The sequence below is a fragment of the candidate division WOR-3 bacterium genome (assembly GCA_016926475.1).
Classification (GTDB): domain Bacteria; phylum SDB-A; class SDB-A; order SDB-A; family SDB-A; genus JAFGIG01.
This window is the reverse complement of sequence record JAFGON010000073.1, coordinates 67,826-83,908: the sequence shown is the minus strand read 5'-3', so window position 1 is coordinate 83,908 and position 16,083 is coordinate 67,826. Positions and strand designations below refer to the sequence as shown.

At 41.5% G+C, this 16,083-nt stretch carries 11 protein-coding genes; 4 read left to right on the top strand and 7 right to left on the bottom strand.

Going from position 1 to position 16,083, the window contains the following annotated elements; genetic code table 11:
- The 3 genes from xseA to JXA84_07515 form a co-directional block, all read left to right on the top strand.
- Positions 1-1,221: exodeoxyribonuclease VII large subunit (gene xseA / locus JXA84_07525; protein MBN1151050.1), on the top strand; the 1,221-nt coding region annotated here is incomplete at its 5' end.
- Positions 1,218-3,614 carry a caspase family protein gene (locus JXA84_07520; GenBank protein MBN1151049.1) on the top strand — a complete coding sequence of 799 codons (2,397 nt, stop codon included), beginning with the start codon at positions 1,218-1,220 and terminating at the stop codon, positions 3,612-3,614. The genes xseA and JXA84_07520, both read left to right, overlap by 4 nt.
- Complete coding sequence (locus tag JXA84_07515) at positions 3,611-5,395, top strand: alanine--tRNA ligase (protein ID MBN1151048.1); 1,785 nt, start codon at positions 3,611-3,613, stop codon at positions 5,393-5,395. The genes JXA84_07520 and JXA84_07515 overlap by 4 nt, the downstream gene beginning before the upstream one ends.
- 36 nt (positions 5,396-5,431) lie before the next feature.
- Here the strand turns inward: JXA84_07515 and JXA84_07510 are convergent, their stop codons facing one another.
- The 3 genes from JXA84_07510 to JXA84_07500 all read right to left on the bottom strand — a co-directional run bounded on the left by JXA84_07510 (position 5,432) and on the right by JXA84_07500 (position 7,591).
- Complete coding sequence (locus JXA84_07510) at positions 5,432-5,746, bottom strand: hypothetical protein (GenBank protein MBN1151047.1); 315 nt, start codon at positions 5,744-5,746, stop codon at positions 5,432-5,434.
- A 98-nt stretch (positions 5,747-5,844) separates the two neighbouring features.
- Positions 5,845-6,192, bottom strand: coding sequence for a hypothetical protein (locus JXA84_07505; GenBank protein ID MBN1151046.1), 348 nt, complete (start codon positions 6,190-6,192; stop codon positions 5,845-5,847).
- Positions 6,193-6,478: 286 nt separating this feature from the next.
- Positions 6,479-7,591, bottom strand: coding sequence for a T9SS type A sorting domain-containing protein (locus JXA84_07500; protein ID MBN1151045.1), 1,113 nt, complete (start codon positions 7,589-7,591; stop codon positions 6,479-6,481).
- Positions 7,592-8,318: 727 nt separating this feature from the next.
- On the opposite strand from JXA84_07500, the gene JXA84_07495 reads away from it, so the two are divergent.
- Positions 8,319-12,005, top strand: coding sequence for a tetratricopeptide repeat protein (locus tag JXA84_07495; protein ID MBN1151044.1), 3,687 nt, complete (start codon positions 8,319-8,321; stop codon positions 12,003-12,005).
- On the opposite strand, the gene tadA is transcribed toward JXA84_07495, so the two are convergent.
- The 4 genes from tadA to JXA84_07475 are packed head-to-tail and all read right to left on the bottom strand — an operon-like array spanning position 11,968 to position 16,081.
- The gene (gene tadA, locus JXA84_07490) at positions 11,968-13,725 is read right to left on the bottom strand and encodes a Flp pilus assembly complex ATPase component TadA (GenBank protein ID MBN1151043.1); all 1,758 of its coding nucleotides are present in this window, start codon (positions 13,723-13,725) and stop codon (positions 11,968-11,970) included. The two genes, JXA84_07495 and tadA, sit on opposite strands and share 38 nt — an antisense overlap.
- Entirely contained in the window at positions 13,722-14,558 is an 837-nt protein-coding gene (gene panB / locus JXA84_07485; protein ID MBN1151042.1) for a 3-methyl-2-oxobutanoate hydroxymethyltransferase, read from the bottom strand. Before panB ends, tadA begins: the two co-directional genes overlap by 4 nt.
- On the bottom strand, positions 14,555-15,028 hold the full coding sequence (locus JXA84_07480; protein MBN1151041.1) for a cyclic nucleotide-binding domain-containing protein: 474 nt from the start codon (positions 15,026-15,028) through the stop codon (positions 14,555-14,557). Before JXA84_07480 ends, panB begins: the two co-directional genes overlap by 4 nt.
- Positions 15,029-15,052: 24 nt before the next feature.
- Positions 15,053-16,081 (bottom strand): LysM peptidoglycan-binding domain-containing protein, encoded by a 1,029-nt coding sequence (locus JXA84_07475; GenBank protein MBN1151040.1) that lies wholly within the window; start codon positions 16,079-16,081, stop codon positions 15,053-15,055.
- Positions 16,082-16,083 lie beyond the last annotated feature (2 nt).

Genomic DNA, 16,083 nt, shown 5'->3' with positions numbered 1-16,083 from the left:
CTTCATTCAAGCGGCCATTTTTACACGACGTTGAAAGACGAATTCGCGTCAATAGATGCCGTGATATACAGGGGCAGCCTGAAAAATTTGACCATTACCCCGAACCTGGGAGAAGAATGGATATGCCAGGGGAGGTTATCTCTATGGGAAAAAACCGGCAGGTATATTTTTGTCATAGATACTGCTTATCCTTCGGGAAGAGGCGACCTTTACCTGAAGTTTTTAATGCTCAAAGAGAAACTGCAAAAAGAGGGGCTTTTCGACGAATCGAGAAAGAAAAAACTTCCCCTTTACCCTGAAGAAGTCGGCTTGGTGACTTCGCCGACAGGAGCTGTTTTGAAGGACTTTATCAATGTCTACAAGAGAAGGTTTCCCGTTTCGAGGATAACACTGTCACCTTCTTCCGTGCAGGGCGCCGAAGCTCCATCAGAACTCGTCCATGCTTTGAAAAGGTTTTGGAAAACAAGAGTCCAAGTAATAGTCATCGCGCGCGGTGGAGGCTCGGCTGAAGACCTGGCTCCGTTCAACGATGAAAAACTCGCCAGGGCTATCGCAGATTCGCCGATTCCGGTCGTTTCCGCTGTGGGACATGAGACAGACAGAAGCATATCCGACTTTGTATCAGACCTTTACGCTCCAACCCCTTCAGCGGCAGCAGAACTGATTTTTCCGGACAGAAGAGATCTTCTGACGGAGATTGATTCCATGAAAAGAGCGCTTGTGACCAGAACAAAAGATAAAACCAAATACTTCAAAGTTATGCTTGCTTCGTTTCGTGGATCCTATTCTTTAAATTCAGTTAAAGGGAAATTGAATGAGTTGATCGGTTTGTCGGAGTATAAAAAAGACAGCCTCGTCAAAGCCGTGTTTTCGATATACCAGGGTAAAAAGTTAGCTCTGGAAAACTACAATCATAGAATAAACCCTAACACCCTCGTCAGATTAGTAGAATCAAAGAAAGAACTGTTTCGTTTAAAATCTGCTGAGTTGGAAAAAAGGATGAAAAGTTTTGTTTCTCTAAATTCCGAAAAGCTAAACATAGAAGAAAAAAAATTGACAGCTCTTTCTCCTTATGTTTCCCTTAAAAAGGGTTACGCGATAGTTTTCGATTCTCAGGGAAAACTTGTGCCAAATGGCAGATTGGTAGTAGAAGACAAATCATACGATATTAAATTCACCGACAGAACATGGCAGATGAAAGCCGAAAAGGAGAAGTTATGATCGGCGTGTTTTGGTTGTCTTTTTTGTTGATTTCAAAAGCCCCTGATTTAATAGTTTCAGCTGACACAGCATTCGACATCAGGTTTTCAGGGGGCAGGTCTTCTTTTTTGGTATTCGAGGACAGGTACGTAGATCTGGAGATATCAGTGAACCCCTGGGTTTCTTTTGTGGTTTACGATGATGAAGGGAACATTTTGGCGAAAAGTACGGATGGAAAAGCTGTTGTCAACACGTTTTTCAACTACTGGTTTACAGTGAAATTTTCCGGTGCTTCCGTGAATTCAGCTAGCGTGAGAGTTCAAACCGCTGAAGATTACAGGCGTCTGTCAGCTGTGCCGAGAACTGGAAGGCTTGAACCTTCACAGCCTTCCGAAGTGTTTAATTTCACGCCCGAAGTTTCGGGCATATACGAATTCTCTTTATCCTCGGACGACAGGGGAGGAGACATCGACATAAAACTTTACACAAGCGATGACGAATTTTTAACCGGAGGAGTTTCAGACGGAAACAAAGAAACGGTGAGAACAGATATTTTCGCCGGAGATTCAGTCACGGCGATTGTCTATTTAAACGACATAAGCAAAACTGTTGATTACACTCTTTTCGCCTCAAGAAAAGGGGATTTGAGGGAGCTTCAGACCGGCCGGACATTCACCGGAAGACTGAGAGAAGATCTGACTCAAAATTCTTTCCTGTTCAATTCTTCGGGTGCAAAGCCTGTGGTAATCTATTTGAACGCTAATTCGAGCGACGATGACGTGGATCTGGATTTGTATGTTGAATTTGGAGAGCGAACCCATAAATCTGCGAGTTACTCTTCAAGAGAAATGATTCTGCTGCCGCCTGACGTCGAAGAAGTTTTCATCGAAGTAAAAGCTTATAATTTGGAAAACTCTCAGGTTTCGTATTCCCTCAAAGCCGAAGAAGTCACGTCTTTCATGTCTGTTTTATCTTCAGATTTCACAAAAAGAATCCAGCCTGACAATCCTTATATTTTCGGTGTCACAACTACCGAGGAAGGATTTTATTATTTCAAGACAATGTCCTTTGAAAAAAGAGACGTCGACATGATTCTGTTTGACGGATATGGAGAGACAGAACTTAAGTTCAACACGCTGAACCCATCTGAAATAGCTGCAATATGGCTTGACCGGAGAGACACGGTGTTCGTGATGCCCATGCTGTACGAGAGGGAATCCGATATAGATATTTCTTTTGGCTATGTTGATCTCGACACGATAGAACAGATAAAAACAGGAGAGCAATCGACGGGGACGGTAAGACCCCCTTTTGAAGGAGTAAAACTATACAGTTTGAGTTTTGAAGAGAATGGAACTGCCGCAGTGACAGTAAGAGGAGAAAGTTCAAGGGACAGAGACGTCGACCTTTTCGTCAGTGGCAGGCGTTTTTACAGAAGGTCCGAAGGGTCTGAAAATCCAACCGATATGGCTTCCGACGAGACAGTTCTTTTTGGGGTCAACCCAGGCGAATATTATTTGGCGGAAGTTTATTCATACGGCAGAGGGGACCGGTGCAGGTATGATATAAGTTCAAGACTGATAGAGGATAATTTTGTACAGACACGAGATGGCCAGGGAAAAACGTGGGCTGTTATAGTTGGAATAAGCGGTTATCCCGGCGAAGCTTCCCTGAACAGGGCGACACAGGATGCTTTGGAATTTTACGACCTACTGGTGAAAAACGGCATTATAAAAGCTGAAAACACAATTTTTCTAGCCGATGAAAACGCAACGAAAAATAATATTATAACCGCCATTTCCAATATTGCCAGCGCAGGTATGCCAGGAGATAAATTTGTATTCTTTTTTAGCGGACACGGTGACAGAAAGCGGTTCTCAAGCGGAACTCTTGAAGAAGACGGTTTTGACGAGAGTATTTGTCCCTACAGTGCCGACGATGATGGTGGCGATATTTTCGACGACGAGTTAAACGCGGCGATACCTGAATATCTAGAAAGCTACATCTTCCTCGACGCTTGTCATTCCGGAGGTTTCGTCGAAGACATGACGAGCAGAGGAAAGAGACTCGTAATAACCGCTTCAGAAGAAGACAGAGAGGTGGGAGAAAGGGTTTTGACTCCGATCCTGTTGAGAGCTTTCAGGGGAGAAGCTGACAGGAACAGCGACTTTTGGCTTACATCAAATGAAATTGTCGATTTTGTAAGGGATAGATCCAAGCATATTTGCCCGGAATGTCTCTGGGAATTTTCGGGATCAGTTCCGAGGACTTGTCCAAACTGCGGAATAAACCTTACCGGTGAAAACAGGCCTATGGACCCTGAACTTGGAGTGAGTTTTGAGCCTGATAAAAGGATTTTCAGGGTAAATCCAAACGCGGATTCTATTGAAAGCGGAGGAAAAGAAAAAAGATGAAAATCGAAGACCTGAGAAAAGCTTATATCGATTATTTTAAAATCAACGGTCACTCTCACATAGCTGGAGCTTCTCTTATTCCCGAAAACGACCCTACAGTCCTTTTCACAACCGCCGGAATGCACCCTTTGGTGCCCTATCTCGTGGGAGAAAAACACCCTTCGGGGAAAAGGTTGTGCAATTGGCAAAAATGTATCCGGACAGGCGATATCGATGAGGTCGGAGACGGACAGCATCTGACATTCTTTGAAATGCTCGGCAATTGGTCTCTTGGAGACTATTTCAAGGAAGAAGCCGTGAAAATGAGCTGGGAATTTCTTACTTCGAACAACTGGCTTTCTCTGGACAGCGACAGGCTGTATTTTACGGTTTTTGAGGGCGACGAAGTATCAGAGAGAGACGAAGAAACGGCGAAGATCTGGAAGAGTTGCGGTGTCAAAGAAAACCACATATTCTTTTTGCCGAAAAAAGACAACTGGTGGGGACCCGCAGGTAAAACCGGACCGTGCGGACCGGACACCGAAATGTTCTATGACACTCTGAAACCCCCATGTTCCCAGAAATGTTCGCCCGGTTGCCCCTGCGGAAAATACCTTGAAATATGGAACGACGTGTTCATGCAATACAACAAAACGGCAGAAAACTCCTACGAGACACTTAAAGTAAAAAACGTGGATACTGGCATGGGGCTTGAAAGAACCGCGGCGGTTTTGAACGGTTTTTCCACGGTCTACGAAACAGAAAAATACCAAGGGCTGATATTAGATCTTGAAAAAGCGAGCGGGAAAAAATACGGTTTGAACGAACAAGACACTAAAGCCATGAGGATCATAACAGACCACATAAGGTCTGTATTTTTCATAATAGGCGATGATCTAGGAGTTAAACCTTCAAATCTCGACCAAGGTTACATTGTAAGGAGGTTGATAAGACGAGCCATGAGATACGCGATTTCGATCGGAATCGAGAGCGGAATCGGTGAAATCCTCGCCGACGGAATAATTGAGACAAACCCGGTTTACCCTGAACTTTCAGAAAGAAAGAAATTCATAGTCGAAGAGATAACCGAAGAAGAACAAAAATTCGGGCACTGTCTGAACAGGGGCATGGCTGAATTTTCGAGAATAATTCCGAACATTGAAAAAAGCGAAAATAAAATAATCCCCGGCAGAATAGCTTTCAGACTATACGATACTTACGGTTTTCCGCTAGAGATGACAGAAGAGCTGGCAAGCGAAAAAGGGCTTGAAGTGGATTTGGAAGGATTTCAAACAGCATATAAAAAGCACCAAAATTTATCCAGATCAGGCAGTGAAGTGAGGTTCAAGGGAGGATTGGCTGACGCGAGTGAACAGACAAAAAAACTTCACACCGCCACGCATCTTCTCCATCAAGCTCTTAGAATTGTGCTGGGGGATCACGTGGCACAAAAGGGATCGAACATAACTCCGGAAAGGTTGAGATTCGATTTTTCACACCCGAAACCAATGACAGAGGAAGAGATCAATAAAGTCGAAGATATAGTAAATGGAGTTATAGAAAAAAATTTCCCCATCATTCAAGAAATGATGAGCCTTGAAGAAGCCAAATCACTTGGAGCGATAGCGCTTTTCAGCGATAAATACTCGGAGAAAGTCAAGGTCTACACAATCGGAGATTTTTCCAAAGAGGTCTGCGGAGGTCCTCACGTACAGAATACAGGTGAAATCGGTAAGTTTAGAATCGTAAAAGAACAATCGTCTTCATCAGGAGTGAGAAGGATAAAAGCGGTTTTGGAATGAGACGGAGACCGGATATTCATGGGCCACTTTAATGCTTCATAAAACCGAACCCGCAGGTGGTGCGTCAAAGTCCGAGTGAATCCATATTGTCCTTTTGTATGCACCGTCTTCACCGGGGTACCTCAATCTTTCTTCGTAACGACCTGTCTCTTTCGCCAAAGCCCAGACAATGCTTTCACCCACGGGAACTATATCGGGCCTTTTTGAATAAACACTATCCTGATAAGCTTTCATCGGCGGAACAATCTCCCAATCTTCGGATAGAAAATTCTGAATCAGATCGTCGAGAAAAAGAGCTGAAGTGAGGTTGTGGTGAAGCAGAATCACGTGGGGTATTCTTCTTCCGGTCAAATCGAATGCTAAATGATCGTAAAAAAAGCTCTTTCATTAAAGTGGGATATATAGAAATCCCTGAACGCCGAAAGATCCGTTTCAGCGTTTTCTTAGAGTTATTCTTCAAGTTTTTTGTCGATGTACCAGTCTGAATTGTCAATCAATACATGACCGATCCAGTAAACGGTGCTGTCTAAAGAAACCTGAACTGCGTCGATCTTTTCTTTCGTGTTACCCTGTTTGAGATAAAAAAACCTGAACAGTTTTGTGTAGTTCCCGTAGTTAATTATTACGGAATCGCCCCTGACAATATCCTGAATAAAGGTTTCTGGAGTGATTCGTGAAGAATTATAATAAAAATGGAAGTAAGTATGATTGGCTATCAAGCGGCCATCAGAGTCCCAATTCTCGAGTAATTCCCGCCCTTGGACTGTATCTACCCGCATTCCGCATACAAAGAGCACCGCCTGAACACCGTGAGAGCTTAAAGTCGATCTAATAAGAGAGTCACTGGCCTGCCAGTCATAAAGAGGATATTCGTCGATTCTCGGATCATCGAAAGAAAAACAGATCCTGCAGAGTTACACGGGAATTAGGGACTCTGTTGTAACATTCATTGCGGAAAAAAACAAAGCGTAGATACCACTTTGTTTTTACTCCTGTAAATGATTCTAATGAAGTTGATCAGAAATATTTATGTCAGTTACGTTACCGGAAAAATATAGTTACCGGTATGGGGATCCTCTTTTGTTAAAATTTTTTCAATATACCGGAAGCGACCAGAGCATCCCCCCCGGTAATTTTGTATATATAAATACCCGATGGAAGGTTTTTTCCTGAAAAATCATCACCCGACCAAGTAACCGAGTAGCTGCCCTCCTCGAGATTGCCTCTCAGAAGATTTATGATTTTTCTACCGGACACATCTGAAATACAAACCTCTACCCAGCCACTTTTTGAGGTTATGAAAGATATGTCTACGAAGGAGGAGAAAGGGTTCGGGTACACTTTCAATTCATAGATCAAAGAGTTTTCTCCGGGGATTTCTTCGACTCCTGTAGTCCACCCGGAAAGGAGCGCGAACATATACCAGACAGCCATTCCCTTGTGAAGGCAATTTTCGTATCCCGTGTGAGAACCGTTGTAGTCGCCGTAGTAAGCCGGATGTTCGGCCGGTATGTACTGGCTGTTGTGATAGTAAGTGTTTTGTTCCCACAGTTCTGTGGTGTCGTTGTACCACCAACAATCCATATCAGCGAAATCAAAAAGGATTTTTCCGTTGTTCTGGCAATACTGCCTGATCTGGTTGTTTCTCATATGCCTGTTGTACCCGTCGTCTCCCGTCGATTGAGCGTTTCCGGTCATGTATATGAACGTTACATTGGGGTATTGTTGTTCAAGCCTGTTCATTGAGTCAAGGTATGTCTGCACAGAATCGGCAGTGTAGTGGTCGCATTGACAACACCATGCCCATCCGGAAAAATTCAAAGATGAATTGCCGTTTAATACAGCTCGCGTTTCATTCATTCCGTCTGTCGTTTGCCAATACATTTCAGGCGTTACGTAATCGTCATACCTCTGTCCGTCGTGGATGCAGAAGTCTCCCGGTGAATTCGGAAGCGCGCACCATCCTATATCGACGGCGTAAACCGCATTTATAATTTCAAGCTCTTCTAAGCCCGTCGTCAGCTGACTGCCGTGAGAAGTGTGGGCGTAATGCCATTTGGCGTTGTTTTTGACATAAGAAATCCAGTAAGTTGGGATTTCGTCAACACTCATGCAATTGTGGTCTATTATCGTCTGAGAAAAAGAGAATTGGGAAGAAAAAACCAAAACCAAAAAAAACGTCAGTTTAACTTTCACTGTTCCTCCTTTGGCTTGTGTAAGCATATTATAAGAGAAATAGCGAAAATGTCATCAAAAGTATCATAAATTGGAAAAAAGATTTTTTTCGAAAACTTGTCATATTTGGACAGACAAGTCACAACTTTTTAACCATGAAATAGCGACAAGATTTTTTACCGGTTTTATAGCAATAATTCTGATGGCTGTCGCCTGAGGGCTATCACTATTTCGCTTTGAAGTTATTTTCAACTGTTTCGATACCTTGAATTTCTTCAGTTTTTTGGAGCGATTTCCTTTTTCGCTTCTCCCCTGCAGAAAATTTTCGATCGGTGTTGATTTCCATTATCGGGTCATTATTCGTCTGGTTCGGTTGGAAGATATGTTTCAAAAGAATTTGACGGGAGGTTGGTGTTTTGTTTGGATGAATCGAAAATAAACTCCACGAGTGTTTTAGCAACCCTAATTTTGACTTCGACGTCCCAACACAACAATAAGCTTGATAAAGCGTTTTTCCGGATTGTTTACAGGTAAAAAAATCGTTGTATAAATCTGAGAAGGGTTTTTCTGTTCATCTTTCCAAAATCAGGAATCTCTATTCTTAACTTAATGCCCTGAATTTCATTTTGATCCCTATTTTCAATAAAATAATGAAATTATGTCAGAACGAGGTTAGAATTCAAGGGTGAAAAATGAAAATTTACCCAATGGTGTTTTCGCTTTAATCCCCGGATTTGTTTCAGACCGCTTGAAAAATAAGGAATACGCAGGAAGTTTTGAGGGAGCAGTATTTTATGCCGACATAGCCGGTTTCACGAGAATAACGCAACACCTTATGGCTATGGGGAGCATAGGAGCGGAGAGGTTGAGTTATTTACTCGACAGGTTTTATTCGCCTTTTTTCAATTCGACTTACCGCAACAGAGGTTTTGTTTCCTGCATTGAAGGCGACTCCTTTATATCGATATTCCCAGCCGAATTTTGCGATATCGAGAAAGCCTTTGTAGACATTGAAAAGGCTTTTGTAAAAACAAAAAATATTAAACCTGTATTTTTGAAGAAAGTTTGCGCTAATATTTCAGCCAGAGCAGGATTTTCCTATGGCAAAATCGACTGGATTATAGCGAGAAACAAATTCCAAAACGCTTTTTTTTGCTCTGGAGACGCGGTTTTAAAAGCCATAAAAACCGGTTCTAACTCAATCCCCGGCAAATTAAATCTCGAGGCATTTTTTAAAGAACATATGAAAAATCACAGAAACAAACAGGGGTATGAAAAAAATGTGATTGTAAAATCATTGGTAAAAAATAAAAACGATTTTTACGATGAAACATTCTCTTCCCGCGTCCTCAGAAAGAAGAATCTTGAAAACGAATTCAGAGACGTTGTTGCAGTATTCATTCAGAATTCCGGGGAATATTCAGTTATTGAATTTGTGAAAAAAATTTCGGAAATCACAGATAAATTCGATTGTTATACTAGATTCAGCAGAGGAGACAAAGGTTTTATAAGCGTTTCAGTTTTCGGAGCTCCAATCAGAAAAGAAGGGTCTTTTCAAAGGGCGTGCGATTTTGCCTTGAGCATTTCAAAGAAAGGTTCTTTTAAAACAGGTATGACCCTGGGACAGTCTTTCACAGGGCTGATAGGAAACCAAAAAAAAACCGAATATGTAATCGTGGGTGAAAAAATAAACCTCGCCGCGAGACTTATGGAAAGGGCTGGTGAGTGTGAAATTTTAGTGGACCAGGAATTGTGCGATTTCAGCAGAAGAGAGTATGTTTTCGATTTTGTCGGAGAAGAAAATTTCAAAGGCATCAACGGAAAAGTGAAATTTTGGTCTTTGAAAAACTCAAAAAAACCTGAAATTTTAAAAACCTATGAATTCATAGGGATGAAGGAACTTGTCCGTAAACTGACCACAAAAATCGGAAGTTTCTATCAAAAAGGCGAATTTCAGATCCTTTGCATGAACGGAGAGGAAGGATCGGGGAAATCTACGTTAGTAAAGAAAGTTTTGGAGACAAGGAAAATAAAAGATCCGGTCTTTGTCGAATTAGAAAAGTCGGAAGCAATAGATTTTTCCGTTGTCACAAAGCTTTTCAATAATTTGTTTTCACAGGAATCAAGCAACGGGAAATCATTTGAAAAAAAGTATAAAGACATTTTAAGAAAGACAAAAAACTCTGAAAATACAAAAATTTTCAAAGAATTAAAAGAAGTAAAACGTGACGTGAATTATTTCATGTTTTTGACAAGTACGCACAAAGTATTAACTGCAGACATGGATTATAAAACATTGATTTCACGGGCGGTTCGGTCTTTGAAAGCTGTGTTGAGAGGCATTAGTCTTTCGGGGAAAAATATCTTAATAATTGAAAATGCTCACAACATCGACGAGCTTTCATGCAGAATACTGTCGGAAGTTATTGAGTATTCAGAAAACTTAAAGATTTTGATGATACTCATTTCAAGGCATTCAGGCAACTTGTCGGAGAGAAAGTGTTTGAGTTCGATAGAGCAGAAAGCGACCGTAATCACGGTGAGAAATTTAAACAAAAAAGAGACTTCAAACCTCATTAACTCTGTCTTGAAAGTAAATTCTTCAAAATCTCTGTTGGATTTTATCTATAAAGCGACAAACGGGAATCCATTTTTTATATCGACTTATTGCGATTATCTTTTAAAAAACAATTGGATCAGCACCCGAAGCAGTACTGCTTTTCTGAGAACTGATGCAAAATCCCTTCCGGTGAACATCAAGGATGTAATAGTAGCAAAAGCCGACGAGTTAAGCAGCAGTTCAAAAGATTTGGTTTTGACCTGTTCACTTTTTATTGACCGTATAGATGAAAAAATAATATCTCTTGTGCAAGAAACAAAGAGATCAGAATTCGAAAATTCAGTTGATGAACTATTAAGAAAAGGTTTTTTCATCCGAAAGGAAAAACACTTTCTAAAAATGAAAAGCGATGTGGTTTCAAGAACTTTAAACGGAATAATGCTCGAAACGGATAAAAAACGAAGACATGAAAAAATAGCGAGAATATTTGCTGAAGAAAGAGGCCATAAAAAGTCTTGCTTCGAGACAATTGCCCATCATTTCATGGGTGCCGGTAATTGGAACAGGAGCGCTGAATGGTCTGAAAAAGCTGGAGATTACGCGAAAGAAAGATACCTCTACGAAAAAGCGCTGGAAATGTATGAAAAATCAAAAGAATGCATGAGAAAAAAACGAAACCAACTCAGTCACTACCGAGTAGATTTAAAAATATCTGAAATGGCAAAAAATCGCGGAGACATTAAAAAGTCAAAAACCATTCTTTTGGGCGTTGTGCGTAATCTTAAAAGAGAGCATAAAAAATGTAGATTTGACAGAAAAAGAAAACGCGAGATCGAATCTATATTATCCGACTCGATTTTTGTTCTTTCGAATTATTACACGGTGTTAAGTCAATTCGACAGGTCTCAGGATACGCTTGAAATTGCGGTCAAAATGAATCTGCTGAAAAATGACAAATTTAAGAAATTAAATTACGACTTTTATACCGGCACAAACTATTATCATAAAAACGATTACACCAAAGCAGTTTTGTATTTGCAAAAAGCTTTAAAAAACAAAGCAGTTAAATCCAATCCGATTTTTATGTCCCAAGTCTTATCGAATCTCGCCAACGTGTTTTCGGACAAGGGAGAGTACGATAAAGCAATGTATTATTACACGGAGGGGCTTAATGTCGTGGCTAAATACAAGGAAAATGAAATAATTGTGTCGCGCATAAAATTCAACATAGCCTATCTTCTTTTTGAAAAGAAAAAATACAATAAGTCATTGAAATATTTAAGCGAATGTCTTGCTGTTTACAAAAAGAGACGTTTACAGAATTTAGTGGCTAAAATATACCTGAACCTGGGGCTTCTGTATCTGAACATTCCAGATTACAGAAAGTCTAAAAGATATTTGAAGATGAGCCTGAACTTGAACAGAAAATTCGGAGAAATGCTCGATGTTTCAAGGGTTTTGGCAAATTTGGGAATTTTGATGATAAACACAAAATCTTACAAAAACGCCGTTAAATATTTCTCTGAAGCTCTTGCTATTAAAGAGAAAATTGGAGACATCAAAGGCAGGGGGATAGTTCTCGGCAATTTAGCAGACTTGTACATGAAACAGTCAAAGTATAAAGAAGCAGAAAAGTATTCGGTAGAAGCCGAAAATATTATCAGAAAATTGAAATTAAAATATTTGCTCCTGATTTTGCTATCATCTCAATTAGAGCTATACCTGCTGATGGGAAAAAATTCGTTTCCGGATAAAAAAGCGTATGAAATTCTAGCGCTGGCAGATGAGTTGAAGATCCCTGAAGTTAAAGAAAAAGCCGTGGAGAATTTAAAAAAGTTCAGTAATCTTCGACCAGGTAGTGCGAAGAACCGGTAACCCTGAAGACCTCTTTGTAAGAGGTCTCTCCCAACAGCATTTTCGCCGTGGCGGCTTCGCGCAGGTTTCTCATGCCGTTTCTTTTTGCTTCGCCTCTAATCGAGTTGAGGCTCTCTCCCCTGACAATAAGTTTTCTTATTTCGGGTGTAACCTTGAGTATTTCAAATATGCCTGTTCGGTACAGAAAACCGGTTCCTCTGCACTGAACGCAGCCCTTTCCGATTTTCAAGTTGGCTTGAGAGAGAGAATCGGTGGCAATCTCAAGAGCTTGCGTAGCTTCGGGAGGAAGAGAAAAATCCTCCGAACAATACGGACAATTTTTTCTTATGAGCCTCTGAGCAATAACTCCTATCAGTGTGCTCGATAACAAGAATTTCGGTATTCCGAGATTAATCATTCTCGATATGGCAGAAGGCGCGTCTATTGTGTGGAGAGTCGAAAAAACGAGATGACCTGTGAGAGCTGCTTGTATGGCGTATTCGGCTGTCTCGGTATCCCTGATCTCGCCGACCATTATGATATCGGGGTCCTGTCTTAGAACATTTCTCAAGGCGTTGGCAAAACCTATGCCGGATTTATTGTCCACGGGTATCTGGTTGAAATCTTCATAAACGAGTTCTACGGGGTCTTCTATTGTGACGATGTTTACTTCTGGTCTGGAAAGCTCTTTTAAAAGGGAATAAAGACTCGTCGTCTTTCCGCTTCCCGTGGGTCCTGTCAACAGGAGTATTCCCTCGTTGTGACCTAAAAACTCCCTGACGAGAAGCATGTCGTCTTCGAAAAATCCGAGGTCGTCTATGTTTTGAAGCAAGACATCCGGGTCGAATATTCTCATGACAACCTTCTCTCCAAACACGGTTGGTATAGTCGAGATTCTAATTTCAAGTTCGTTTTCCTTGTATTTTTTCTTTATCCTTCCGTCCTGGGGTATTCTTTTTTGTGAAATGTCAAGACCTGAAAGAATCTTGATGCGGGAGACAATAGCTGAATGAACTATGTTCGGGATAACATGAACGTCGTGAAGAATTCCGTCGATTCGCATTCTCACGAGCGAGAGGTTTCTCTTAGGTTCTATATGAATATCTGAAGCTCTCTGTTCGAATGCGTATGAAAAAAGATTGTCGACTGCGGTGACTATGGGTTTGATGTTGGGTTGGACTTCTGTTTCGGTTTGGCTCAAGTATTCCTTGTTGAAAATATTTTTAGATTCGAGAGTGCCGGATCGCAAAAGCGATTCCGCGGCTTTTAAAGCCGAATGAAAAGAGAAAAAACCCTCAATGACTTTTTCTATATCCGAGGGTTTGGCTAAAACGAATTTCAAATTCGTGTGAAGTTGGTTTTCTATTTCGTCTTTCAGCTTTAAAACAGATGGATCGCTGAAAGCCACCGTCAATTTATCACCTTCGCGGGAGAGGGGGACGATTTTGTTGTGCTTGGAATATTTCTGGGGTATCGCTCCGGTGACTATTTCGAGGTCGAGTGAAAGAGGGTCTATATGGATGAAAGGTAATCCAATAAGTTCGGCGAAATTCTCGAAAACGCTTTCTTCAGATACTGTTTTTGTCTGGACTAAAGCCGCCAAGATATTCTGTGAAGATATTATTGAATGCCTTTGTATCTTCTCGAGGTTTTCTTTTTTGATCAAATTTTTTTCGAGCAATTTTTGAACAAGTTTTTCAGCCATCTCCTTTTCGGAAAGGGAGAGAAAATCTACATTCATTTTTTTGTCCCGTCTGATTTTTCCTGATCGGTCCGAACTGTTTCTTTTTCTGAAGGGTAGCTTCCTGAGTTAACATCTTTTATGAAATTAGAAACGGCGTGGATTATAGTCTGGGCTGAATCGGCATATTTTCTGGCAAACTTGGGTCCGCCTGAAGGGGTCAAGCCTAAGATATCGTTCGTCACGAGTATCTGTCCGTCGCAGGCGGAACCGCTTCCAATCCCTACGGTAGGTATTTTCAGAGACTTGGTTACTATTTCGGCGAGTTCGTAGGGAATGAATTCGAGGACTATGCTGAAGACTCCGAGATCTTCGAGCTTTTTAGCGTCTTCGAGAATTATCTTTGCGTCTTTTTCGCTTCGCCCTTGAACTCTGTACCCGCCAAATCTCGAAACCGACTGGGGCGTCAAACCGAGATGACCCTGGACCGCAATACCGGCTTTCAATATGGCTTCAATTTTGTCAAATACTCCCGATCCTCCTTCGATTTTAACAGCGTCAGCCCGGCCTTCAACAATAAGCCTGCCGGCGTTTTCAACTGCTCTTTCGCTTGATAGCTGGTAGGAAAGAAAGGGCATGTCGGCTATGATAAAACTTTCAGGGGACCCCTTTCTGACGGCGGACGAAAATTTTACGATATCGTCAACGGTCACGGAAAGCGTGTTTTCGTCGCCGAAGACGACCATTCCCGCGGAATCTCCAACTAAAATGAAATCAATATCAGTCTGCCCGAGCCAGTGAGCCATACAGAAATCATAAGCCGTAAGTGCGCAAATCTTCCTGTTTTCGGATTTGCGCTTTTTGAAGTCTTGAAGTTTGAACTTACCTCTCAAAATGTCTTCGCGAGAGCGAAAATTGGTTTGAGCCGCTCGTTTGTGGCTCTCAATCTTTCAGCTAAAGTTCTCACGAGAACCCACAGTATATTTATTCCGGCGCCTGGGTATTCCTGCATGAACTCGATGAGTTTTTCTCTTTTGAAACCGATTGTCTCGGTCTCCTCTTCTGCTGTAACAGTAGCTGATCTTTTGGAAGCTTCAACGAGAGCCATTTCCCCAATTATTTCGCCAGGTCCGTAAATAGCGAGGGCTTCTTCGCCCACTCCCGGAATTATAGTGGAAATCCTCACTCTCCCTTTAATAATGACAAACATTGAATCGCCTTTTTCGCCTTCGTTGAAAATCGTCTCGCCCTGTGAAAAAATTTTAAGTTTTGCCCTCTTTAAAAGCTCAATAATCTCTTCACGGTTCAAACCTCTGAAAAGGGCGACTTTTCTCAGCAGATCAATTTTTTTTTCTTCGGTCATCAATTCCCCTGATTTAATAATTATTTAAATACCGGCTCTGACGACGAGTTTTACTTTATCGCCTTTTTGAATTTCAGCAAGACTGTTAATCCCGAAAATGTAACCGGAAGATGTTTCATTTTGAACGTTTAAAATTTGCAGATATCCTGAAGGTCTCTCTGGAATGATAACTTTCGCGCCGGTAGTGGGATTTGAGATTTCTTCCGAAGGAATGAGGATTTCAAACACGTCGCCGATGTTGACGCCTCTGTCGGATCCGATGTTTAGATAGACGAAAGAAACATCTTTGACTATTCCGACATAGTTAAAGACCTCGGCGATTTGACCTGTCAGATCGACGTCGGTGAGCTGCATTTGGCTCTCTGTCGGAAGGACAGGAGCTTCGAAAACCGAAACGCCGTCTCCAATTTCCAATTCAATTTCATAGATGTCTTGTATTAGGCAACGGCTGATATCGTCGTCAGATTCCAAAACCCTTAATATTCCTATCGGGTATATAAGTTTTCCGAAGTCTCTTCCCGTAGCGGGGTCGCTGACAGAATTCATTTCCCGTTCTACCAAAAGGAACTGTCCTTCGTATATTCCGTCGTTTTGTCCGCCGTCGATGTAAACTTGAAATCCTTTGCTCAACTGCGGTACTTCTCTGTCGTAGTAATCGACGATGTGCATGGTGAATTGATGTGGCTGTTTTGAAATATATCCGCATCTAAAAGACATCTCGTAAGCGACCACAGGTTGGGGTACATCTATCAGAACAACTTCGATAGGCGGAGGTGTTTCAAAAAGCTCCGAAGAAGTGAAAATATCTTCAATGGCTGGAATCAAAAATTTCTGACCTGGATATATCCAATGGGGATCTCTGATCTGTGGCTTGTTGACTTCCCAAATTTCAGGCCATCTATAAGGATTGCCCAAGTAATGATGGGATATGTTCCAAAGACAATCTCCCGGAGACACTATATGATACCTGGGTTGAGTGTGAATTCCAAAATTGTCGGCAAATGAGCATAACGGAATCAACCCTAATAAAAGGAAAAAATGCCACTTTTTCACGA

Bases quoted from the DNA above. Each gene is read 5' to 3' on its own strand.
- JXA84_07515 (MBN1151048.1), top strand. From the start codon at position 3,611: ATGAAAATCGAAGACCTGAGAAAAGCTTATATCGATTATTTTAAAATC.
- JXA84_07520 (MBN1151049.1), top strand. From the start codon at position 1,218: ATGATCGGCGTGTTTTGGTTGTCTTTTTTGTTGATTTCAAAAGCCCCT.
- tadA (MBN1151043.1), bottom strand. From the start codon at position 13,725: ATGAATGTAGATTTTCTCTCCCTTTCCGAAAAGGAGATGGCTGAAAAA.
- JXA84_07480 (MBN1151041.1), bottom strand. From the start codon at position 15,028: ATGACCGAAGAAAAAAAAATTGATCTGCTGAGAAAAGTCGCCCTTTTC.